General features: G+C 48.2%; 16 protein-coding genes. 11 read left to right on the top strand and 5 right to left on the bottom strand.

The window, feature by feature from the left end:
* Window positions 1-9: 9 nt before the first annotated feature.
* The 4 genes from ACZ44I_RS00920 to ACZ44I_RS00905 all read right to left on the bottom strand — a co-directional run bounded on the left by ACZ44I_RS00920 (window position 10) and on the right by ACZ44I_RS00905 (window position 4,745).
* Window positions 10-1,116, bottom strand: a complete 1,107-nt coding sequence (locus ACZ44I_RS00920) for an ATP-NAD kinase family protein (RefSeq protein ID WP_464549561.1) — start codon at window positions 1,114-1,116, stop codon at window positions 10-12.
* A complete protein-coding gene (locus tag ACZ44I_RS00915; RefSeq protein ID WP_464551672.1) occupies window positions 1,113-2,474 on the bottom strand; it encodes a TrpB-like pyridoxal phosphate-dependent enzyme in 1,362 nt (453 codons plus the stop codon). Before ACZ44I_RS00915 ends, ACZ44I_RS00920 begins: the two co-directional genes overlap by 4 nt.
* Before the next feature lie 76 nt (window positions 2,475-2,550).
* Window positions 2,551-4,023, bottom strand: a complete 1,473-nt coding sequence (locus ACZ44I_RS00910) for a RecQ family ATP-dependent DNA helicase (protein ID WP_464549563.1) — start codon at window positions 4,021-4,023, stop codon at window positions 2,551-2,553.
* Window positions 4,020-4,745: an SdpI family protein gene (locus tag ACZ44I_RS00905; protein WP_464549565.1), complete on the bottom strand. Its 726-nt coding sequence runs from the start codon at window positions 4,743-4,745 to the stop codon at window positions 4,020-4,022. Before ACZ44I_RS00905 ends, ACZ44I_RS00910 begins: the two co-directional genes overlap by 4 nt.
* Window positions 4,746-4,778: 33 nt before the next feature.
* Here ACZ44I_RS00905 and ACZ44I_RS00900 point away from each other — a divergent pair, with 33 nt between their 5' ends.
* A complete protein-coding gene (locus ACZ44I_RS00900) occupies window positions 4,779-5,657 on the top strand; it encodes a proline iminopeptidase-family hydrolase (protein WP_464549567.1) in 879 nt (292 codons plus the stop codon).
* 51 nt (window positions 5,658-5,708) lie between these two features.
* Here the strand turns inward: ACZ44I_RS00900 and ACZ44I_RS00895 are convergent, their stop codons facing one another.
* Window positions 5,709-5,957 (bottom strand): hypothetical protein, encoded by a 249-nt coding sequence (locus tag ACZ44I_RS00895; protein ID WP_464549569.1) that lies wholly within the window; start codon window positions 5,955-5,957, stop codon window positions 5,709-5,711.
* Window positions 5,958-6,546: 589 nt separating this feature from the next.
* On the opposite strand from ACZ44I_RS00895, the gene ACZ44I_RS00890 reads away from it, so the two are divergent.
* From ACZ44I_RS00890 to ACZ44I_RS00845, 10 genes are all read left to right on the top strand, one after another.
* Window positions 6,547-6,702 (top strand): hypothetical protein, encoded by a 156-nt coding sequence (locus ACZ44I_RS00890; protein WP_464549571.1) that lies wholly within the window; start codon window positions 6,547-6,549, stop codon window positions 6,700-6,702.
* Window positions 6,702-7,355 (top strand): hypothetical protein, encoded by a 654-nt coding sequence (locus ACZ44I_RS00885; RefSeq protein ID WP_464549573.1) that lies wholly within the window; start codon window positions 6,702-6,704, stop codon window positions 7,353-7,355. Before ACZ44I_RS00890 ends, ACZ44I_RS00885 begins: the two co-directional genes overlap by 1 nt.
* 80 nt (window positions 7,356-7,435) lie before the next feature.
* Window positions 7,436-8,947 carry a PIN domain-containing protein gene (locus ACZ44I_RS00880; protein WP_464549575.1) on the top strand — a complete coding sequence of 504 codons (1,512 nt, stop codon included), beginning with the start codon at window positions 7,436-7,438 and terminating at the stop codon, window positions 8,945-8,947.
* 22 nt (window positions 8,948-8,969) lie between these two features.
* A complete protein-coding gene (locus tag ACZ44I_RS00875) occupies window positions 8,970-9,332 on the top strand; it encodes an ASCH domain-containing protein (RefSeq protein WP_464549577.1) in 363 nt (120 codons plus the stop codon).
* 226 nt (window positions 9,333-9,558) lie between these two features.
* On the top strand, window positions 9,559-11,544 hold the full coding sequence (locus ACZ44I_RS00870) for a type I restriction-modification system subunit M (RefSeq protein WP_464549579.1): 1,986 nt from the start codon (window positions 9,559-9,561) through the stop codon (window positions 11,542-11,544).
* Window positions 11,544-12,959, top strand: coding sequence for an SIR2 family protein (locus ACZ44I_RS00865; protein ID WP_464549581.1), 1,416 nt, complete (start codon window positions 11,544-11,546; stop codon window positions 12,957-12,959). The genes ACZ44I_RS00870 and ACZ44I_RS00865 overlap by 1 nt, the downstream gene beginning before the upstream one ends.
* Window positions 12,956-15,109 carry an ATP-binding protein gene (locus tag ACZ44I_RS00860; protein WP_464549583.1) on the top strand — a complete coding sequence of 718 codons (2,154 nt, stop codon included), beginning with the start codon at window positions 12,956-12,958 and terminating at the stop codon, window positions 15,107-15,109. The genes ACZ44I_RS00865 and ACZ44I_RS00860 overlap by 4 nt, the downstream gene beginning before the upstream one ends.
* A complete protein-coding gene (locus tag ACZ44I_RS00855) occupies window positions 15,106-16,557 on the top strand; it encodes a restriction endonuclease subunit S (protein ID WP_464549585.1) in 1,452 nt (483 codons plus the stop codon). Before ACZ44I_RS00860 ends, ACZ44I_RS00855 begins: the two co-directional genes overlap by 4 nt.
* Window positions 16,554-18,020: an ATP-binding protein gene (locus ACZ44I_RS00850; RefSeq protein ID WP_464549587.1), complete on the top strand. Its 1,467-nt coding sequence runs from the start codon at window positions 16,554-16,556 to the stop codon at window positions 18,018-18,020. The genes ACZ44I_RS00855 and ACZ44I_RS00850 overlap by 4 nt, the downstream gene beginning before the upstream one ends.
* 1,385 nt (window positions 18,021-19,405) lie before the next feature.
* Window positions 19,406-22,402, top strand: coding sequence for a type I restriction endonuclease subunit R (locus ACZ44I_RS00845; protein ID WP_464549589.1), 2,997 nt, complete (start codon window positions 19,406-19,408; stop codon window positions 22,400-22,402).
* Window positions 22,403-23,486: the final 1,084 nt, after the last annotated feature.

Below are 23,486 nucleotides of genomic sequence, written 5' to 3'. Positions count from 1 at the left end.
AGGTTCTGATCAGGCTGATCGGTGGAGTTTTCGCCGTTCCGCAAGCCCGAACCCGCAGATCACGCGGATCGAATCCGGGAACGATGCATCGAGATTCCGATCCCCTGAATCGATATGGAGCCTGGGCGTTGCCCTCAGCTTGCCGGGTGTTGCGACGACGATGAGGTTCTTATCTCCGATTTTCCCGAGGATCTCAGGTGTGATCACCTGGGTGCCCCTCCCGATGATGAAGCCCTGGGAGCCGATCGGGCTGATGATGAGGCGTGTATCCGGGTGATCCCGGAGAAATTCAAGGATGGAGTTTGCATCGCCGTCACGGAGGATGAGGCTGCCTTCCGAATAGGCATCGAAGCCGAGGAGGGTGCATTCCAGATCCATTGCATCTGCAATCGCTTCTGTCGTCGATCCGGGACCGAGGATGAAAGGTCGGGGGGAGGCGAGGACGCCTGCCATGAAGTTGGCAATCTCCTGCCGATCCTCATCATCGTTTTCGGTTGTGAAGACCGTCTCTTTTGCATGCTGGACATAACCTGCCCGGTACGGTGTCCTTGCGATCCCATAGAGCCGGGTGCTGAGGCGGCCGTCCCGGTATGCCTCCTCATCGACATCCAGCACCTCGGCATCACGGAGCGGGAGTGATCCGGCCTCCCGGATCAGGGCGGCGGCTGCGATAGGATCATTTGCAAAGACGGCGGAGTACATCTTCACCCCAGTTGGTATCCCGAGGATCGAAATCGTTCTTCCGACAGCCCCGAGGATATCACGGGCGGTGCCGTCGCCGCCTGCAAAGACGATTATGTCTGCTCCTGCTTCTTTGAATGCAGCTGCGGCACGGCGCGTATCCTCTGCCGTGGTCGGGTCACCGGATTCGTGGAGGACGGTAAACGCTTTGATCCCGCATTCCCTGAGTGCATCCTCGCCCATTGCACCTGAGGCGGTGAGGAAGGAGAGTGTGTCGTTTTGGAGCAGGGATAGGGTCTCCTTTGTACGGATGGCAGAACAGGGGGTTGCCCCCCGTGCACGTGCCTCTCCTGAGAGTCCGTCGGTTCCTTTCAGCCCGACGGTGCCCCCCATCCCGGCGATCGGGTTGATCAGAAGCCCGATTGTCGGTGTCATCCTCTCTGTTTCGGGAGGTTTGCGAGCGATTCTTTGATCAGGTCGTCGGGGCAGTCGTAATCGATGATCCCGCCTGCAAGGTAGGCATCATATGCGGACATATCGAAGTGGCCGTGGCCGGAGTTGCAGAAGAGAATCGTCTTCGGATCCCCTGTCTTCCTGCATTCAAGGGCGGCATCGATTGCCCCTTTCACCGCATGGGCTGCCTCTGGGGCGATGATGATCCCTTCTGTCCGGGCAAAGGTGATGGCTGCTTCAAAGACCTCGTTCTGGAGGTACGATCGCGGCGTGATGATACCGTCATGGACGAGGCGGGAGACGATCGGGGAGTCGCCATGGTACCGGAGCCCCCCTGCATGGAGTGCCGGGGGGATGAAATCATGGCCGAGGGTGTACATCTTCAGCATCGGGGTGAGTCCCGCAACATCGCCGTAATCGTATTCATAGAGCCCCCGTGTAAGGGTCGGGCAGGCAGCCGGCTCGACACCGATGATCTCGGTATCTTTTGCCTTTCCTGTGAGGATATCCCCTGCGAAGGGGAAGCTTATCCCGGCGAAGTTTGATCCGCCGCCGACGCTGCCGATGACATAATCCGGGTACAGCTCCTCCATTGCAAGCTGTTCACGTGCTTCGAGACCCATGATCGTCTGGTGGAGACAGACGTGGTTTAAGACTGATCCGAGCGAGTAGTGGGTGTTTGCATGGGTGGCTGCGTCTTCGACTGCTTCTGAGATAGCGATCCCAAGCGATCCCGAGGTATTGGGATCTTTCTCAAGGATTGCCCGTCCTGACGCGGTCTTCGGGCTTGGGCTTGGTATACATTCTGCGCCCCAGACCTCCATCATTGATTTCCGGTAGGGCTTCTGATAGTAGCTCGAACTGACCATATAGACCGTGCATTCGAGATCAAAGAGGCTCGTTGCAAAGGCTAAAGCGGAACCCCACTGCCCGGCGCCGGTCTCGGTGGCGATCCGCTCGATCCCTTCCTTCATATTGTAGTATGCCTGTGGAACAGCGGTGTTTGGCTTGTGGCTGCCTGCGGGGCTGACACCTTCCCACTTGTAGTAGATCTTTGCAGGCGTCTTCAAGAACTTCTCAAGCCGGTGAGCCCGGATCAAGGGGGATGGCCTCCAGATCTGGAGAATCTCCCGGACCTCATCGGGGATCTGGATATTCTTCTGCCGGCTCATCTCCTGGCCGATCAGCTCCATCGGGAAGATGGGGGCTAAGTCTTCAGGACCTGCCGGCTTTCCGGTTCCCGGGTGGAGCGGCGGTTCAAGGGGAGAGGGGAGATCCGCCTGGATATTGTACCAGGCTTTTGGAAGGCTCTCCTCGTCGAGGTAGATCTTGGTCTGCATCATATTCCTCCAATTAAATACATCATTGTTCTGTGATGTATGAATATGTACATCAGAGCAATAAAGGTATCTCTGATCAGCCCAGTCTCTTCTTCTTCAGTTGTGTCTTTACCCGTCCATTTCCTGACAGAATGAGCTTTTTATCCCAGATGAGAGTCTTTATCGCCTCTTTTACCTCATCACCGTCCCAGTCCGATGCGATACCAAATGCCGGAAGTTGGGCGTGAGCCGGTTTTTTTGACGAGCCGGTGAGAATGGCTGCTGCGGTATCAATACCAAATCTTCCCGAGATGGATGCGATACCTCTCCTGATCCGGCCTTCCAGGTTCAGTTTTCCAGATACACAGATATCGCAGTTTCCACAGCTCATCTCCGGATAGTCTTCACCAAAGACATTGAGGAGACTCCGGCGGCGGCAGGTGGTGCTCTCGCACCATGCCTGCATGGTGCTGAGTTTGTTGATTCTAATCGAGAGATCGGTGTGGCTTGTGTACTCCTTTTCTATCAGTTTTTTTGAGATGGCGAAGTCCTGTTTTGAGTAGAAGAGGAGGGATTCGGCTGGCTTTCCGTCTCTCCCCGCTCTTCCGCTCTCCTGGTAGAAGGACTCGATATCCTTTGGAGGATGGAAATGGACGACGAACCGGACATCAGGCTTGTCGATCCCCATTCCAAAGGCGACAGTTGCCGCGATCACCGGCACCTGGTTCTTCAGAAAAGCATCCTGCACCCGTGAACGTTCATTGCCGGAGAGACCGGCGTGGTAGGACTGCGCCAGGATATGCCGTCTCCTGAGTTTTGCTGCGATCTCGTCTGCGGCATTCCTTGACCGGCAGTAGATGATCCCCGGCTGCTTCGGATGGTTTCCGATGAAGAGGGCAAGGCGGCGGAACCGCTCATCTTCGCTCTTCTCCATAATCACGGTATACCGGATATTTTCGCGGTCAAAGCCGCCGACATACCGTTTGGGAGATCTGAGATGCAGCTGGGTGATGATATCATCCCGCACCTCTTCTGTGGCGGTTGCGGTGAGGGCGATGATCGGGGTTTTCGGGAAGAGATCGCGGATGAGGGAGAGGGAACGGTAATCTTTCCTGAACTGATGGCCCCACTGGGAGATGCAGTGCGCCTCGTCGATTGCAAAGAGTTTCGGGTTGATTCTCCTAAGGAGTTCCTGGAATGCCGGCAGGCTGAGTCGTTCGGGTGAGACATAGAGGATCGTGATCGATCCGTCTGTCAGTTCGGCTTCGACCGCCTTTCTCTGGTCATAGGTCTGGTTCGAGGTGAGGAGAGCAGCACTGATTCCCTGCCGGTTCATGTCATCGACCTGGTCTTTCATCAGGGCTATAAGTGGGGAGACGACGACGGTGGTGCCGCCGAGGAGGACGGCGGGGAGCTGGTAACAGAGGGATTTGCCGCCGCCGGTTGCCATGACGGCGAGGACGTCCCTGCCTGCAAGGAGGTCTTCTACGATCCTCTCCTGGTTGGGCCGGAATGTGGTGTGGCCAAAGAATGCTTCAAGGGTCTTCTGGCAGGAGGTCTCTGCCTTCATGGCATCTCCCTGAGGTTTTTGTACTCAATATAGCTGATGAGTACACACCAGAGGAGAGCGATGATGGCAGGGACAAGAATGAAGAGGAAGATATGATCGGGATAGAATACGCCAAAAAGGGTGAGACCTGCTGCGATACGGAAGATATTTGCGCTCCTCTGGTGTGTCCGGACCCAGACCTCGTCGCTCTTCATCGTCCAGGGGGTCCGAATCCCCATCATTTTATTCCTTTTCATTATCCGGGGGAGGATGATCGAGATACCGAGAGAGAAGAGGGCGAAGAGGATCGGGAAGAAGAATGCCGGATCGACGGGGTAGCCGAGGATGGTCAGGCTCTGGAAGATCTGGATTGCAAGGAGGAGGGCGAGGACGAGGGCGATGAACCAGCCGGTTGCCCTCCGTGTCTTTGTGTCTCCTGAGCCGAGGTGCCTGAGCAAGGCTCCGAGGATGAGGGCGGTTGCGAGGAGGATTGCAGGGATGATGGCGAGCCCAAATGCCGCATCTGACCATGCGTCAGGTTCGCCCCCGATATTCCAGTGGGTTGGGATCTGCTCCGGGGCTGCCGGATAGATGAGGACTGCTATGAGGAGTGATGCGGCGATGATGATGAGTGTGGCGATCCGGTGGGCTTCCATTGTCTTGTACTTCCTGTTGATCGCACAGCATGAAAAGGGATACTGTCCGGAGAGCAAGAGGGAGAGCGGATGGTTGAGTGTACTCAACTGATTTATACCACAATACCACAATCAACCCGTATGCATACCCGAAGAGAAGGAAAGGTTTCCGTCCCCGGCGGCGAGGTCGGATACAGTATTGCAAGCGGTGATACGCCCGGCATCCCGCTCCTCCTGGTGCACGGAGGGCCGGGGGGGAGTTATGATGCATTTGAGCCGTTCCTTTCTCTGGCACAATCCCGGCCGGTGATCTGCTATGACCAGCTCGGTTCATACCGCTCACCCGCACCTGTTGATGATTCGCTTCTGTCGCCTGAGCGGTTCGCAGATGAGCTGCATGTGGTCAGAACGGCGCTTACATCGGGAAGAGTCCATATCCTCGGCCATTCATTCGGGGCGATGGTCCTGCTTGCGTATATCGAAAAGTATGGGCAGGAGGATATCGCCTCACTGACACTCGCCGGGCCCCTGATCTCGTCACCTCGCTGGGAGGCAGACCAGCGGCGGCTGCTCGCCGGGATGCCGCCGGATACACGGGCGGTGATCGAGATGCACGAGTCATGCGAGGTCTATGATTCGCCCGCATACCAGGAGGCGATGATGGCGTACTACCGCCGCCACCTCTGCCGGATGGATCCCTGGCCGGACTGCCTGATGCGGATGTTCGAATATATGGCAGCCCCGATCTATCTTGCAATGTGGGGGCCGTCCGAGTTCACGGTCCGGGGGAGCCTGCGGGAGAAGAATCTGACGAATATCCTGCCAGAGCTCCGGTTGCCGGTGCTTTTTACCTGCGGCGAGTTTGATGAGGCAACACCCCAAACGGTCCGGGATTTTGCGGATATGACAGAGGGAGCGGTGATGAAGGTCTTTGCCGGGGCCTCACATATGCATTTCCTTGAGGCGGAAGAGGAGTATATGGCGGTGCTCTCGGCTTTTCTTGAGGGGGCGGAGCAGTAGAAAACCCGGAAGATCAAAGAACAAAGGAGCTGGCAGAAAGAAGAGAGAGAATTATGCCTGCTTCACGAGCAGGTAGATGCCCCCCAGGGCTGAGAGTGAGGCGAGGATATTGATGATTGAGAGCGTGTCATCTCCAGATCCCATCATCGAGGTGATATCGTAGACTGCAAAGAGCAGGAATGCAAGGGCAAAGAGGTATCCTGCCTCTATCTTCAGTCTGTACCCCACATAGCATCCGATGATGACGATAATCAACTGGATGGCGATAGAAACCGGGGTGAGTATCCCGGCAAGTGCCATAGTCTGGAATACGGCTTTTCAAGTATTTATCTGTTGATCATTGGGAAGATATCCCCCGTATGCTTCCATTGCTTCCCCGTACATACATTCACAGACTTACCCAGATTTTCGCAGACCTTGAATCGACAGCAGGAACTCTCTTTTCGTCATTTGCGGGATTTCTAAAGAGGGGATGGAGGTGAGTGAGGATGAAAATCGTGCTGACCGGGGATGACTCCTGATTGCAAAAAAAAAATGACAGGGGGGGTTACCTATCTCTTGTACTAGTACTGCTCACAACAATAACACGATCTTTTTCCTTTGCTTTTTTCTGCCCGGGAAGCCGCACAAACACTCACACCATGCACGGTGAGGCTCTATATACCGGGGAGGGCGACCCTGAAGGGAGCAGAAACGGGCTGAGCAGAAGAGCGTTTTCCATCAGAAGGAGTGGACGCTCTGAAAACCAAAGAATAGCCAACACGAATAACACGATAGCAGTTGTTGTCCGGTGGATGCCCGCCCCCCTGACCCGTTTTTTTGATCCTGGAAAAAACACTCACACCCCGCACGGCTAACGCCTTTTATCGATCTCTGCAAACAGGATTGTATGCAGAGAACAGATGTGAAAGAGAAGTGCTCAGGATTTCAAAATGATATTCCGGGCATAGAAGCCATCCTTTGGGAAGAACGCCATCTGAAAGGGAGACCGGTTGCGGGAGATGAGCCATCTGCGGGAGAGAACGTTATCGGGGGGATCTGCTGATGGCCTTCACGAAATCCCTCTCCCTTGCCGATCATCTCCATCCCTATCTCGAATCCTACCATGCAGAAGGCCGATCCATCTCGGCACTCGCCTCCCGGCTCTTCACCGAGTACTTCACCGGGGCATCGGCGATGTATGGAAGTGCCGGAACAGCCGGTATCGGCGGGGCAAACGGGCCCTATGGAGCTGCCGGAGAGGAAGAAAAAGCTATGGCCGGAAAGATGGCCGGCATCCGGTACGCCCTGATACAGCAGGATCTAAATCGCGTCAGGGCCGAGATTGAAGCCATCGAGCAGGAGCTGAACCAGGCGAACACCACCTTCCAGGCGGCAGCCGAGCACAGGAACGCCCGGAGAGACCAGCAGGAAACCCTGCTCAGGGAAGAGATCAGCCGCGAGTTTGCCGACATCACGGGCGAATGGGGTGGTGCGAGTGTAGGTGCAGCAGGCGAATTAGGTGCAGATCCAGAGAAAAGAAAGCAGGCGGCCGCCCGCTACCGTGCCTGGGCCCGGGGCCTCCTCCTTGAGGGATCTGATCCGATCAGCATCATCAACCACCGGATTGCCGCCATCGCCACCCGCACCGGCCGTCCGGCGGCCGAGGTCAGGGAGGCGGTGTACCGGCACCTGCCGGGGATCGGGGAGGTGGTGTGAGGGAGGGAGGAATAATAAACGAATATTTTCGCGGTGCTACCGTAATTCTTAAATAATCACCTTTTAAATCGATAGTAATTATGATGAGAGTGCTTTTTGATACAAATATCTTCATTTTACGAGAAGAAGATCAAGTACTTTCTACCGACCTTGCGGATCTCCAACGTCACCTCACTGAGCTCAAAGCAGAGATTCTTATCCATCCTTTATCTATTTCTGAATTGAAAAATGATAAAGATACAAAACGGCGGGATGTAAACCTATCTAAAATACGAGCATATTCGACTCTTGAGAAACCTCCATTTCCAAAGGAAGAGGATTGTTTTAGTACCGTTATTGGATCTTCAAAAAGTGATCACGACAGGGTTGATAATGCTCTTCTCTTCTGTGTATATCGAAATGCGGTCGATTTCCTTTTAACAGAAGATCGAGAGATACACAAAAAAGCCCAGTTACTTGAAATTGAAGACCGTGTTTTTCTTGTCACCGAAGCTCTTGATTTTATAAAAACCATTCTCCCACCAAAAATCCAAGTCTCTACTCCACCGGCTCTTACACAAGAACAAGTCTATAATCTTGATATTCAAGATCCAATTTTTCACTCTTTGATTAAGGATTACCCAGAATTTCAAGATTGGTTTGCTAAAATATCCCGTGAAGGGAGGAGTTGTTATGTTAACCGACGATCTGATGGTAGTATCGGCGCACTTCTTATTTATAAAATTGAAGACGAAGAGATTCCAACAGATCCACCTTTACCACAAAAGAAGCGGCTCAAAATTGCTACATTGAAAGTAACTCATGTCGGGTACAAAATTGGTGAATTACTTATAAAAACAGCAGTTGATATCGCTCTTAAACATGATTTGGACGAGGTTTATTTAACACACTATATTGAGGAGGAAGATCGTCTTGTTGAATTAATTGGAGATTTTGGTTTTTATCAAGCCGGAGTTCTTAAAAAAGAACGAAGTGAGCCGGTATTCATCAAACATCTTAAACCAACCGAAGCAACATTATCTCTCTTAGAACCTTCTGAAATCTCAAAGAAATATTACCCAAGCTATTATGATGGGGCTCTGGTGAATAAAATTATTATACCAATCCAACCAGCTTTCCACAACAAGCTGTTTACAGATTTTGAACGCGGCAGGCAAAGTCTCCTTTTTGAACACAATGGAGAGTTTGTAACAGAAGGTAACACCATAAAAAAAGCATATTTAACCCAGAGTCGAATTCAGAAAATTAATCCAGGAGATATTCTTCTTTTCTATCGATCACGTGACATGCATTCCATTACTTCAATTGGAGTCGTTGACCAGTTTCATCCAAATATCTCTCCTGAAGAGATAATGCGAATTATTGGCAAAAGAAGTGTCTATTCCAAGGATGATATTGGGAGATTAACAAAAAACCAATCCATCATTCTATTCAGACATCATTTTCATTTTAAAAACAGTATTCAGCTTAAAAACATGCTGCAAGCTAGAATTCTTAAGGGGGCACCACAAGCTCCAATGCAGATCAATCAAGCCGCATATGAATGGATAATTAATCAGGGTGATATAGATGAGAGTTTTACTTTCCATTAAACCAAAATTTGCAGATAGGATCATGGCAGGATCAAAAAAATTCGAGTTCCGAAAGGTAATCTTCAGACATCCTGATGTCCATGAGATTGTCATCTATTCAAGCAGCCCGGTGAAGAAGATTGTCGGTACATGTACTATCCGATCTGTGGTCGAACATGATCCTCTCGCCCTCTGGGAACATTGCAAGGAGGCAGCCGGGATAGGTGAGGAAGATTTCTTCTCATATTTTGAAGGGAGGAAGAGAGGATATGCCATTGAGATTGGAAAGACAGATCCCCTTGAAAGACCGGTTGATCCGAAGGTCTGCGATCCGGAGTTTATACCCCCTCAATCATTCCAATATGTGGATGATACCTTCTATTCAAAGATCAAGAACGCAGCATGAATGTGTAAATGAGCATTTTCCATTAATAGAGCGTCATTTTTTCATCCAATATTTTGATTCCGAATTGAAATAATAGTCTTTAAGGCATGCGAAGAGAGAGTGATAGTATTCAACGGGATTTCCTTCTTAAAGACAATCATAACAGGATAAAAAGGAAGACAGCAGATTCGGATTGTGACAGATCTTCTGATTAATAATTTCGGATAATCCCCTGAGGGAGAGTCAGATGGAATCAAATCAACTCAACTGGATTGCCAACTTCATCTGGGGTATTGCAGATGATGTCCTGCGTGACCTCTATGTCCGGGGCAAGTACCGTGATGTGATCCTGCCGATGACGGTTCTCCGCCGTCTGGATGCGGTACTTGAACCGACCAAGCAGGCGGTTCTTAAAATGAAAGAACAGCTTGATACTGCGGGTATAGTGCATCAGGATGCTGCACTCAGGCAGGCTGCCGGTCAGGCATTCTATAATACCTCCCCGTTTACCCTGAAAGATCTGAGAAGCCGTGCCAGCCAGCAACAGCTGAAGGCTGATTTTGAGGCATATCTCGATGGTTTCTCACCAAATGTTCAGGATATTCTCGAAAAATTTGAATTTAGAAACCAGATCCCCCGCCTCACAAGGGCTGATGCTATTGGCACCCTTATTGAGAAGTTCCTCTCTCCTGATGTGAACCTGAGCCCAAATCCTGTTGTTAACGGAGACGGAACCGTCAAACAACCGGGCCTTGACAACCATGCGATGGGTACGGTCTTTGAAGAGCTTGTCCGGCGTTTCAATGAGGAGAATAATGAAGAAGCAGGCGAACACTGGACACCCCGTGATGCCGTCAAGCTGATGGCCCGTCTTATCTTCCTCCCGGTGGTCGACCGGATCGGGGATGGAACCTACCTCCTCTATGATGGCGCCTGCGGAACCGGCGGTATGCTCACGATTGCAGAAGAGACTTTGAAGGAGCTTGCTGGTTCGCAGGGAATAAAGGTCTCAACACATCTCTATGGACAGGAGATCAATGCCGAGACCTATGCAATAGCAAAAGCGGATCTGCTCCTGAAGGGAGAGGGTGAAGCGGCAGATAATATCATCGGCGGACCGGAATTCTCAACACTCGCAAATGATGCGTTCCCCTCATTCCATTTTGATTTCATGCTCAGTAATCCCCCTTATGGAAAAAGCTGGAAGAGCGATCTCGAACGGATGGGTGGAAAAACCGGCATCAAAGATCCAAGGTTCATCATCAGGCATGCGGGAGAGCCGGAATATTCCCTGATCACCAGATCATCTGATGGTCAGCTCCTCTTCCTTGTAAACATGCTCTCCAAGATGAAGCATGACACACCCCTTGGAAGCCGGATTGCGGAAGTCCATAATGGCAGTTCGCTCTTCACCGGCGATGCAGGTCAGGGAGAGAGCAATATCAGGCGTTGGATCATCGAGAATGACTGGCTCGAAGCAATTGTTGCCCTGCCCCTGAATATGTTCTATAACACCGGTATTGCCACCTATATCTGGGTGCTGACGAACCGGAAGCCGGAACACCGGAAGGGAAAGATTCAGCTGATCGATGCCACACAATGGTATAAGCCACTTCGGAAGAACCTTGGGAAGAAGAACTGCTACCTCTCTGAAGAGGACTGCGGAAAGATCCTCGATACATTCCTTGCATTTGAGGAGACAGAGCAGAGTAAGATATTCCCAAATGCAGCCTTCGGGTACTGGAAGGTGACGGTGGAGCGGCCCCTCCGGCTGAAGGGAATTGATCCCGGACAGGCATATAAGGCAGCAGAGATCAAGAAGCTGAAAGAGAGCTGCGAGAAGGCCGATGATGCTCCGGCAGTGATTAAGAAGATCCACAAGAAGGGCACAGAACCCGACCCCCTCCGGGGGCTCTTCCCAACAACGATCAATGGAAAGCCCGCTGTTGTGGAGTACGAACCCGATAGCGATCTCCGGGACACCGAGCAGATACCGCTCCTTGAAGAAGGGGGCATCGAGGCGTTCCTGAAGCGGGAAGTCCTGCCCTATGCCCCGGATGCCTGGTATCAGGAGGGGAGCGTAAGGATTGGCTATGAGATCAGCTTCACCCGCCACTTCTACAAGCCAAAGCCGATGAGGACACTGGAGGAGATCCGGGCCGATATCCTGGCACTGGAGAAGGAGACGGAAGGGCTGCTTGAGGAGATTGTTGGGTCAAGCGAGGGGATGTAATGACTTCAGAAGTAAAAAAGGATGAGCAGATTATCAAATGTCGCGACGATATTCAGCCAGTTTATTTTAAAAAAATTCATGAGACGGGCTCAATTAAAAATGAGTTTATTTTAGTTGAGGGATCCAGCTGCTCATGGACAACTGCAGATAATACTTTTAATCAGGATACATTACGGTCGCGTATTGAACCATGGCTAACCTCTCTTTTTCAATCTGAGCACCTTTCACTACTGATTGGATCCGGATTGACCCATGCTATCCATCAAATGGCAACCAATGAGACGTTGCCTGGAATGAATACTGTCTCTTTTGATATTTTTAACGAAGAAATTCAAAAGGAAGCAAAGCGGACGGCGTCTACTTCTGGACGAAAAGGTGGTAACATTGAGGATCAGATTCGTGTAGCCAATGAATGTCTTCGTGGTCTTGAAATATTTGCATCAACAAAACCAGAGGATTTACCTGTACATCTACATTATAAAAAATTACGTACCAGTTTAAATCGTGTTCTTGATGATTTTACTGCTTCCATTCTCGCAGGGGAGAACGGTATCGTTTCAGCTGATGAGAAATGTCGAGAGGTTGCCTTTAATTATCTTGTAAGTTTTTTGATGAGTTTTGCCAGCAGGACAGGAACGCGAGATCGGTTGCATATCTTCACGACGAATTATGATCGTTGTATTGAAGCAGGTGCAGATATTGCAGGATTACGTCTTATTGACCGTTTTATTGGAACATTAAACCCTATATTCCGTTCTTCGAGACTTGATGTCGATATGCACTATAATCCTCCGGGAATCAGAGGAGAACCAAGATATCTTGAAGGTATAGCTCGTTTTACGAAACTGCACGGCTCTATCGACTGGGTTGATTGTAATCAAACCATTCAACGAATTGGACTTCCTTTTGGGGCGGAGAGCATTGATCCATACCTAAATGCACCAGGATTAAAGGGAATTGGATCGATGCAGCTCATGGTGTATCCAAATTCCTCCAAAGATCAAGAGACTGCTTTATATCCATATGTTGAATTGTTCCGTGATTTTGCCGCAGCAACATGTCGGCCAAACAGTACATTAGTATGTTATGGCTATAGCTTCGGTGATGAACACATCAATCGCGTGATCAAAGATATGCTGACTATTCCATCAGCCCATTTAGTCGTAATAGCACGTGGGGACTCACTTTCCCGAATAAAAAAATTATATGAGGAATTAGGTAGATCCGCTCAAATCACACTTTTAATTGGGGATCATCTCGGGGATTTACAAACCCTTGTCGATCATTATCTCCCAAAACCAGCTATAGACAAGACAACCTTCAGGATGGCCAAATTACTTCAAAACAGGTATGGGTCAGAAACAGGAAATGTCACCATAAATAAACCTGATGAACAAGGAGAGCAGATGCCATGAGCCTTTCCCCATATGAACATTCCGACTGTCTTCGAATTGGAATTGTTGATTTCGTATCTCCAAGTGAAATAAAAGTCGCCCTCGATATTGAAACACCAGACTCAATGGCATTAAATGCTGGTGGGCCTCGATCATTTCCACGTGTCAACAGCTACGTATTGATTCCTGTTGACGATGCTTTTCTTGTCGGCCAAATTGGATGGCTGACTGTTGAGCGTTCGGCATTTCCAAAAAGGCAAGGGATGCAAGACTTCGGCCTTGTTGATCTACCATATCCCTTACGGAAACTAAGTCTTAACCCGTTGGGTACATTACGTAAAAAAACAGCAAAGAAAGCTGGAGACCCGGATCGGTATGTATTTCGAAGAGGGGCTGATGCGTTGCCATCAGTTGGTGAAAATGTTCTTCTTCCAACAGAGACGCAACTCCGGTCAATTGTCGAATCTGGTGAGGGAGGGCGAATTAAAATAGGTACAAGCCCCCTTGCAGGAGATGCAGAGGTAAAAGTAGATCCTAATCAATTATTTGGGCGACATCTTGCTGTTCTTGGCAATACAGGGAGTGGAAAATCATGTTCCATTGCTGGATTGATTAGATGGAGCCTTGAAGCAGCTCAGAAAGCTAGAGAAAGTGATGAAGAAATCGAATCTAAAATTCCCAACTCCAGATTTATTATCCTTGATCCAAATGGGGAGTATTCCCGTGCTTTTTGTGATTGTAATGATATCAAGGCTCGTATATTCAAAATTAATCCAAAAAAAGATAGTGAAGAAATCCAACTTACCGTTCCATGTTGGTTTTGGAATAGTACTGAGTGGTGTACATTCACTCAGGCAACTTCAAAGACACAAAAACCCCTTTTAGTACGAGCTTTACGTGAAGTTAAGGCAGGTAGAGTTGAAATTGAAGAATCCACTGAAGAGGAGCAAAAGCTATCATTACGGAAATATTTATCATCAACATTAATCACATTGCAACGCAATCTTCGATCAGGGGAAATTAAGACAGGATCTCATAAATTTGGCCACATTTTAGATGCTTACAAGAAAGATATAGATAATAAAAAGGTTTTATTTCAAAACCACTATCTACATGAAATAACTATTTCTATGGACATTGCCTTACAAGCAACTTTCAATCCATTTCCTGATCAAAAAACGGGTGAATTAGTCAAGAATTATCGACCTTTTACTGAAGAACAGATTGAAGCAATTATTATAAATATAAAAAAATCATTAGAGACGCTTGGAGGAATAATTTATCAAGAGGGACCTGATGAGGATATACCTCTGTTTTTTAAGGGTTCGGATTTAGCGGATCACCTTGAAATTTTGGCAATTCAGGAAAATGCCAGTCAATATCTGGATTTTCTGATTACAAGAATCCGTATTTTACTTTCAGACTCTAGAATGAATGACATAATTGGATGTGAAAATGAAGTTGTTTTCGAAGATTGGCTATCAAATATTATAGGTCTAGACAAAGCTGAAAATGGTTGCGTATCAATTATCGATCTATCTCTAGTACCAACAGAGGTTGTTCATGTTGTAACCGCAGTGATTGCCCGTATCGTCTTCGAGGCACTTCAACGACATACGAAAGCCAATGGCGCTGCACTTCCTACCGTGCTTGTTATGGAGGAAGCACACACTTTTATCAAACGATACAAATCCGATCCTGATAATCAAGATGCCTCCACAGTCTGCTGTGAAGTGTTCGAAAGAATTGCACGTGAGGGTCGGAAATTCGGATTAGGACTGGTTCTCTCATCTCAACGACCCTCAGAACTATCACCAACTGTTCTTTCACAATGTAATACCTTTCTGCTACATAGAATAACCAATGATCGTGATCAGGAGTTGGTTCATAAACTCGTTCCCGATAACCTCAGGGGGCTTCTCCGCGATCTACCATTATTACCTTCCCAGAGTGCAATTCTCCTTGGATGGGCTACTGAATTACCCGTCATAGTCAAAATGAATGACTTGCCCAAACACCATCAACCACAATCTGATGATTCAGATTTCTGGGGGGCATGGACAGGAAAGGATGTGGAAGGTAAACCGGTTACATGCAATATCAATTGGAAACCCATCGCTGATGAGTGGCAAGGTCGACCTAATACTACGAATCAAGGAGATGAATCATGATCGCTGATCTTCACCCCTATCCTTCCTACAAAGACTCTGGGGTGGAGTGGCTTGGGGATGTGCCGAGGCATTGGAGTATCAACTCTCTCAGACGAAAACTCAAGCCATATGATGGGATCAAGATTGGACCATTTGGTAGCCAACTGAAACTTGAAGAAATGTCAACGAATGGATATAAAGTATACACACAAGCTAATGTTATCACAAAAAATTTTAATTATGGTACAAAATTCATCACCAAACAAAAATATGATGAGCTTAATGCTTGTGAAATAAAATCAAACGATATTGTTGTTACGATGATGGGAACAAGTGGACGTTGTGCCCTCGTACCAAAAGACGCTCCAATTGGAGTAATGGATTCACACCTACTTAGATTAAGGTTTAATAATGATCTTGACCTTCGGTTTCTTGCTTTTATAATTGATGAAGCACCTTATTTGAAGCAGCAAATTTTTATCGCAGGAAAAGGTTCAATCATGCATGGTCTAAACTCCAATATGATTAAAAACCTTTCTCTAGCTATACCTCCCCTCTCCGAACAAACCGCCATCGTCCGCTACCTTGACTACATGGATCGCCGCATCCGGCGCTATATCAACGCCAAAAAGAAGCTGATTGCGCTCCTTGAAGAAGAGAAGCAGGCAATCATCCATAACGCCGTCACCCGTGGCCTTGATCCGGATGTCCGGCTCAAGCCCTCAGGGGTGGAGTGGCTTGGAGATGTGCCGGAGCATTGGGAATTGCTCCGCTTTAAATCAGTTATGAAGAATGTAGTTGAGCAAACATCTGAAGCCTATAGTGATGATCCTTATATTGCTCTTGAGAATGTAGAAAGCTGGACCGGACGCTTAAAAAATCTTAATAATGAAATAGTATTTGATAGTACGGTTAAAAGATTTCAAAAGGGAGATGTTCTTTTTGGGAAATTGCGTCCATACCTTGCAAAAGTCACTCAACCAGATAGCAATGGAGTCTGTGTAGGAGAATTTTTTGTTCTTCGTCCGTATAATGCCGGTATTAATGTATCTTTCATGGAGAGACTCCTTCGATCTAAACCAATAATTGATGCGATAAACAATACAACCTACGGTGCAAAAATGCCCCGGGCAAATTGGCATTTTGTTGGTGGAATGATTGTTTGCATCCCTCCGCTCCCTGAACAGGTCGCCATCGTTTACTATCTTGATAAAGAAACAGATATTATCGATGAAACAATCACCCGTACTCACCGCCAGATCACCCTCCTCCAGGAATACCGCACCCGCCTCATTGCCGATGTCGTCACCGGGAAGCTGGATGTCCGGGAGGCGGCGGCACATCTGCCTGAGGAGAGCGGGGAGAGCGATATGAGCGAACCCCTTGATGAACTGAATAGCATGATCGATGATGAAACCTCTCCTGAAGAGATGGAGTGTGAGTGTGAATCCGATGAGGCAGAAGCATGATCGCCCACAGGGATGAGAAATACTATCAGGGGATCATCCGGGAGCTCATCCGGTATGCCCATGAGCCGGAGTGGGCCGAGTTCAAGGTCAATAACCATAACCCGGAGGAGATCGGGGAGTATATCTCCGCACTCTCCAATGCCGCCGCCCTGAATGGCAAGACCCATGGCTATCTGATCTGGGGTATTGAGGATAAGAGCCATGCAATCGTCGGGACGGACTTTTATCCTTCCTTGGAGAAGAGGGGTAATGAACCGCTGGAAAACTGGCTTTTGCACAATCTTAACCCAAAGATCGATTTTGGCTTCTATGAGGCAGAGATTGATGGGAAACATCTTGTCCTCCTGGTGATTGAACGTGCCTTCCGTCATCCCTTGCGCTTCAAGAGCAAAGGTTTTATCAGGGTTGGATCTGTGAAGAAACTCCTCAAAGATGCACCGGATAGGGAGCGTAACCTCTGGCGTGCCTTAGACCAGATCCCATTCGAAGAGAGGATAACAGCTGAACGAGTGGAGGGTGCTGATGTGCTCCGGCTTCTCGATTATTCAGCATACTTTGATCTTCTCGACATACCGCTTCCATCAAATCGGGATGGAATACTTGAAGCTCTGGCAAAAGACAACCTGATCCGCCCCTCTGATGCCGGGGGATATGACGTTACAAACCTCGGAGCGATATTGCTCGCCAAAAAACTCTCCGAATTTCGTAAACTTAACCGAAAAATACTCAGGATTATCAGGTATCATGGAACCGGAAGGACCGAGGCAGAGCGAGAGATTGAGATAGACAAGGGTTATGGAAATGGCTTCTCTGAGATTACTACACAGATCAAGAGCCTGCTGCCATCAAATGAGATAATTGGAGAGGCTCTGCGTAAGACTGTTCTGATGTATCCAGAGATTGCAGTTCGTGAGCTTGTCGCAAATGCCCTGATACATCAGGATTTTTATGCTACCGGAACCAACCCGATGATTGAAATCTTCTCAAACCGGATTGAGATCACAAATCCAGGAGAACCTCTGGTGGACACCCGGCGTTTTGTAGATGCGCCACCAACCTCACGAAATGAGCAGTTGGCATCAATGATGCGGAGGTTCAATCTCTGTGAAGAACGTGGCAGTGGTATCGACAAAGTCCTATTTCAAGTCGAGCTCTACCAGCTTCCAGCACCATTGTTTGAGGTCCCTCCGGGATTTACCAGAGCATTACTCTTTGCTCCGCGGCCTCTCTCTGAAATGAACAGGGATGATCGAATACGAGCAGTCTATCAACATGCCTGCCTCAGATATATGAATCATGAAACTCTGGTAAATTCCTCCGTTAGAGGACGCTTTGGGCTTGAAAAGAAAAGTAAATCTTCAGCCTCACGATATATAAAAGAAGCTCTGGATGCAGGTATGATTAAGTTAGTCAATCCAGAAGCATCTCACAGACAAAAAGAATATGTTCCATACTGGGTATAACATAAATGTTCCAACAGACCCCAATTTTTTGATGTACTACCTTAGTTGCACGGCAGTTCCACATCTGAATCTATTTCGATGATTCTTATTCTGTTTTAAAAAAGAGACGAAATCCTTGTTGCAGGGATTTGTAAAGTGGGTTTTAAGGGTTTTTTTGAAGGCCGGAATTGAAACACTTTTTAGTTGCACGGTAGTTCCACATCTGAATCTATTTCGATGATTCTTATTCTGTTTCAAAAAAGAGACGAAATCCTTGTTGCAGGGATTTGTAAAGTGGGTTTTAAGGGTTTTTTTGAAGGCCGGAATTGAAACATTTTTTAGTTGCACGGTAGTTCCACATCTGAATCTATTTCGATGATTCTTATTCTGTTTCAAAAAAGAGACGAAATCCTTGTTGCAGGGATTTGTAAAGTGGGTTTTAAGGGTTTTTTTGAAGGCCGGAATTGAAACACTTTTTAGTTGCACGGTAGTTCCACATCTGAATCTATTTCGACGATTCTTATTCTGTTTTAAAAAAGAGACGAAATCCTTGTTGCAGGGATTTGTAAAGGGAGGTTTAAGGGCTCTTTTTGAAGGCCGGAATTGAAACACTTTTTAGTTGCACGGTAGTTCCACATCTGAATCTATTTCGATGATTCTTATTCTGTTTCAAAAAAGAGACGAAATCCTTGTTGCAGGGATTTGTAAAGTGGGTTTTAAGGGCTCTTTTTGAAGGCCGGAATTGAAACACTTTTTAGTTGCACGGTAGTTCCACATCTGAATCTATTTCGATGATTCTTATTCTGTTTCAAAAAAGAGACGAAATCCTTGTTGCAGGGATTTGTAAAGTGGGTTTTAAGGGCTCTTTTTGAAGGCCGGAATTGAAACACTTTTTAGTTGCACGGTAGTTCCACATCTGAATCTATTTCGATGATTCTTATTCTGTTTTAAAAAAGAGACGAAATCCTTGTTGCAGGGATTTGTAAAGTGGGTTTTAAGGGCTCTTTTTGAAGGCCGGAATTGAAACACTTTTTAGTTGCACGGTAGTTCCACATCTGAATCTATTTCGACGATTCTTATTCTGTTTTAAAAAAGAGACGAAATCCTTGTTGCAGGGATTTGTAAAGGGAGGTTTAAGGGCTCTTTTTGAAGGCCGGAATTCAAACACTTTTTAGTTGCACGGCAGTTCCACATCTGAATCTATTTCGATGATTCTTATTCTGTTTCAAAAAAGAGACGAAATCCTTGTTGCAGAAAAAAACTTCATGCATATTTATCCCTCTATTCTACTACTTGTTGAATGTGTTTTATTTCACGGCATCCAAATCACAGGGTAAGCACACTACTCTCTCAATAAAACCGTAAATATAAAGCCTGCTCTCGCTAACTGGAGATAGGGGAGGGGAATGTTTACAAACACAACAGAAAGGGGGCTCGAAGAGCTGATCTGCACCGCACTCACCGGAGCCCCCTGCAATAGCGGAGGAGTTGTTGTTGAACGACCGGCAGCATATGGAGCTGGGTGGATCTGTGGCGATCCGTCGGATTATGATCGTGAATACTGTGTCGATATCACCCAGCTCCGCACCTTCCTGAACAAGACGCAGCCAAACGTGGCTGAGACCCTCGCTCTGGATACTGACGGAAATACCAGGAGAAAGTTTCTTTCGCGCTTGCAGGGTGAGATAAGCAAAAGGGGAACAATCGACGTCCTCAGGCACGGGATTAAGGACGGGCCATACCATATCGACCTCTTCTATGGCACCCCCTCTCCCGGCAATGCTGCTGCAAAGGAGCGTTTCGATGCAAACTGCTTCTCTGTCACAAGGCAGCTCAGGTATAGCCGGGATAATACGCAACACGCCCTAGATCTTGGACTCTTCATCAACGGCCTTCCGATTGCTACGTTTGAACTCAAAAACAGCCTCACAAAGCAGACTGTCGAAGATGCCATCCAGCAGTACCGCCGGGATCGTGACCCCCGAGAGAAGCTCTTTGAGTTTGGTCGCTGTGTGGTTCACTTTGCACTTGATGAACACGAAGTCCGTTTCTGCACCCATCTTCAGGGTAAATCCTCGTGGTTTTTGCCCTTCAACAAGGGATGGAATGACGGGGCAGGCAATCCACCCAATCCAAACGGGCTCAAGACCGATTATCTCTGGAAACAGGTCCTCACACGACGGGGTCTTACGAACATCCTTGAAAATTATGCACAGATCACCGAGATCAAAGATGATAAGACCGGAAAGAAAAAGAGGGTGCAGATATGGCCCCGGTTCCATCAGCTTGATGTTGTGCGCAAACTCCTTGCAGATGCTGAAAAACATGGGGTGGGGAAGCGATACCTGATTCAGCATTCGGCCGGCAGTGGGAAATCAAACTCCATCGCCTGGCTTGCTCATCAGCTTATCAGGCGTGAGAAGGACGAAAAACCGATCTTCGACTCAATCCTCGTTGTGACAGATCGCCGAATCCTTGACCAGCAGATCCAGGCAACCATCAGGCAGTTCGCACAGGTGAAGGCAACAGTTGGCCATGCAGAACATTCAAGCGACCTGCGCCAGTTCATAGAGAGCGGCAAGAAGATTATAATCACGACCATCCAGAAGTTTCCCTTTATACTTGATGAGATCGGTTCTACCCAGCGGAGCAGAAACTTTGCTATCATTATTGATGAAGCCCATTCCAGCCAGGGGGGGAAAACTTCAGCTGCAATCTCCCGTGCACTCTCGGCCAATGGAGCCGAGGAGGAAGAGGAGACAATTGAAGATACTATCAACCGCATGATGGAGGCAAGAAAACTCCTCCCCAATGCCAGTTATTTTGCCTTCACAGCGACACCCAAAAATAAAACGCTTGAGATCTTTGGCGAACCGGTGCCACAGCCGGATGCAATAGTGAAACACATACCTTTCCACAGCTACACCATGAAACAGGCAATCCAGGAGGGCTTCATTCTGGATGTTCTCAAATATTATACACCGGTGAACAGCTACTATCGCCTGATTAAAACAGTGGAGGGTGATCCGGAATACGACATTAAGAAAGCACGAAAAAAACTCAGGCGGTATGTTGAGAGTCATGACTACGCTATCCGGCTCAAAGCTGAGATCATGGTCGATCACTTCCATGAGCAGGTCATTTCACTCAGGAAGATCGACGGAATGGCACGGGCAATGGTCGTCACCAGTGGCGTAGAGCGTGCCATCCAGTATTTCCATGCGATTAAACAGTACCTTGAAGAGAGGAAGAGCCCGTACAAAGCTATCGTTGCATTTTCCGGGGAGCACGACTATGGCGGCTTACCGGTAACAGAGGCATCCCTCAATGGGTTTCCATCAAACAAGATCGCAGAAGAGATCCAGAATGAACCCTACAGATTCCTGATCTGTGCCGATAAATTCCAGACCGGATATGACGAGCCCCTGATGCATACCATGTATGTTGATAAAATGCTCTCCGGCATCAAGGCAGTACAGACGCTTTCACGCCTAAACCGTGCACATCCGAAGAAGCATGATGTCTTTGTCCTTGACTTCATGAATGATATTGATACGATCCGGGATGCCTTCTCAGACTATTACCGCACAACTATACTGAGCGAGGAGACAGATCCAAACAAGCTTCACGATCTAAAAAATGATCTTGACTCATTTCAGGTCTATTCCACTTCTGAGATAGATGAGCTTGTAGCCCTCTACCTGAGAGGAGCAGATCGTGACAGGCTTGATCCGATCCTTGATGCAAGTGTCGCCATATATCGGGAAGAACTTGATGAAGATGGACAGATAGATTTTAAAAGTAAAGCCAAGGCATTTGCCCGGACATATGGTTTCCTCGCATCGATTCTGCCATATACCAATGCGGAATGGGAGAAGCTCTCGATATTTCTAAATTTTCTGATACCTAAACTGCCAGCACCAAGAGAGGAGGATCTCTCAAAAGGTATCCTCGAAGCAATAGACATGGACAGTTACCGCTCAGAAAAGCAGGCGGTCGTCAGGATCCAGCTCCCCGATAGTGATGCCGAGATCGAGCCTGTACCGGCATCTGGCGGTGGCAGAAAGATCGAACCTGAGATAGATCGCCTCTCAAATATCATCCGGACATTCAATGATCAGTTTGGGAACTATCCCTGGACTGACGCTGATCGGGTGGAGAAAATGATCACAGAGGAAATACCTGCCAGAGTCGCCGCCGATCCAGCCTATCAGAACGCGAAAAAGAATTCAGATAAGCAGAATGCAAGAATTGAGCATGATAAGGCACTTGCACGGGTGATGACAGCAGTCCTGAAAGATGATACTGAACTCTTCAAGCAGTTCATGGACAATGAAGCATTCAAGCGATGGCTGACAGATACGATCTTTGGGCTGACATATGAGGAAGGAGCAACTGCATAAAGAGTGTGTTCAAACCATCCTCTCCCCCATCCCAACCAGCTGGACAAACGCCCTGCAACCCAGCCCAACACCACCATGCAAGCACCGTGCAAGTACCGCGCAGGCTGAGCCGGTAAAAGAGTCCACCATATTCCAATTTTAAAGCCACTTAAAGCCAATTGAGCCAGGATAAACGCTCCTTTCATCACCACCTAACAGGAGGGAAAACCACAAACTACACTATAATTTTAGCGAAAGCACCATGCAAGTAGCATGCAAGCACCGTGCAAGCACCGTGCAAGCACCGCGCAAGTACCGCGCAAGCTGAGACGGTAAAAGAAACCTCCATATTCCAATTTTAAAGCCCCCTAAAGCCAAATTAACCCATATTCACGCCACTTTCATCACCACCTAACAGGAGGGAAAACCACAAATTACACGATAATTTTAGCGAAAGCACCATGCAAGTAGCATGCAAGTACCGCGCAGGTACCGCGCAGGCTGAGCCGGTAAAAGAATCCCCCATATTCCAATTTTAAAGCTTCTTAAAGCCAATTGAACCCGGATTAACGCTCCTTTACCACCACCTAACAGGAGGGAAAAACCACAAATTACACGATAATTATAGCGCAAGCACCATGCAAGTAGCGTGCAAGTACCATGCAAGCTGAGCCGGTAAGAGTATCCCCCCTTCTCCAATTATTGCGACAGTTTAGAGAGAATTGAGCTCACCTAAACCGCCATTTCATCACTACCAGACAGGATGAACACCCCACAAGTACCGCACAAGTACCCCACAAATACCCCGCAGGTACCCCGCAGGTACCCCGCAGGTACCCCGTAAGCTGATCCGCTAAATTCCCCTCCCTCTCCTATTCCCCTGATACCATGGGGACGATTGAAATCACATTCACTCCCCTCGGATCACCGCCAAAGGGGAGGAACACCCCACAAGTACTCAACAAGCTACCCCACATGCACCCCACAAGTTACCCCCCAAATCCCTCAATCGCCAAAAACCACTATCGTGAAAACCAGATACACCAACCGCCAGCAAATCACCGGCGAAAACCATCACCAGACACCCACACCAACCCACCCACCA

The sequence above is a fragment of the Methanocalculus pumilus genome (assembly GCF_055382585.1).
The sequence above is the reverse complement of the archived record's forward strand: the minus strand, read 5'-3'. Positions and strand labels throughout refer to the sequence as shown.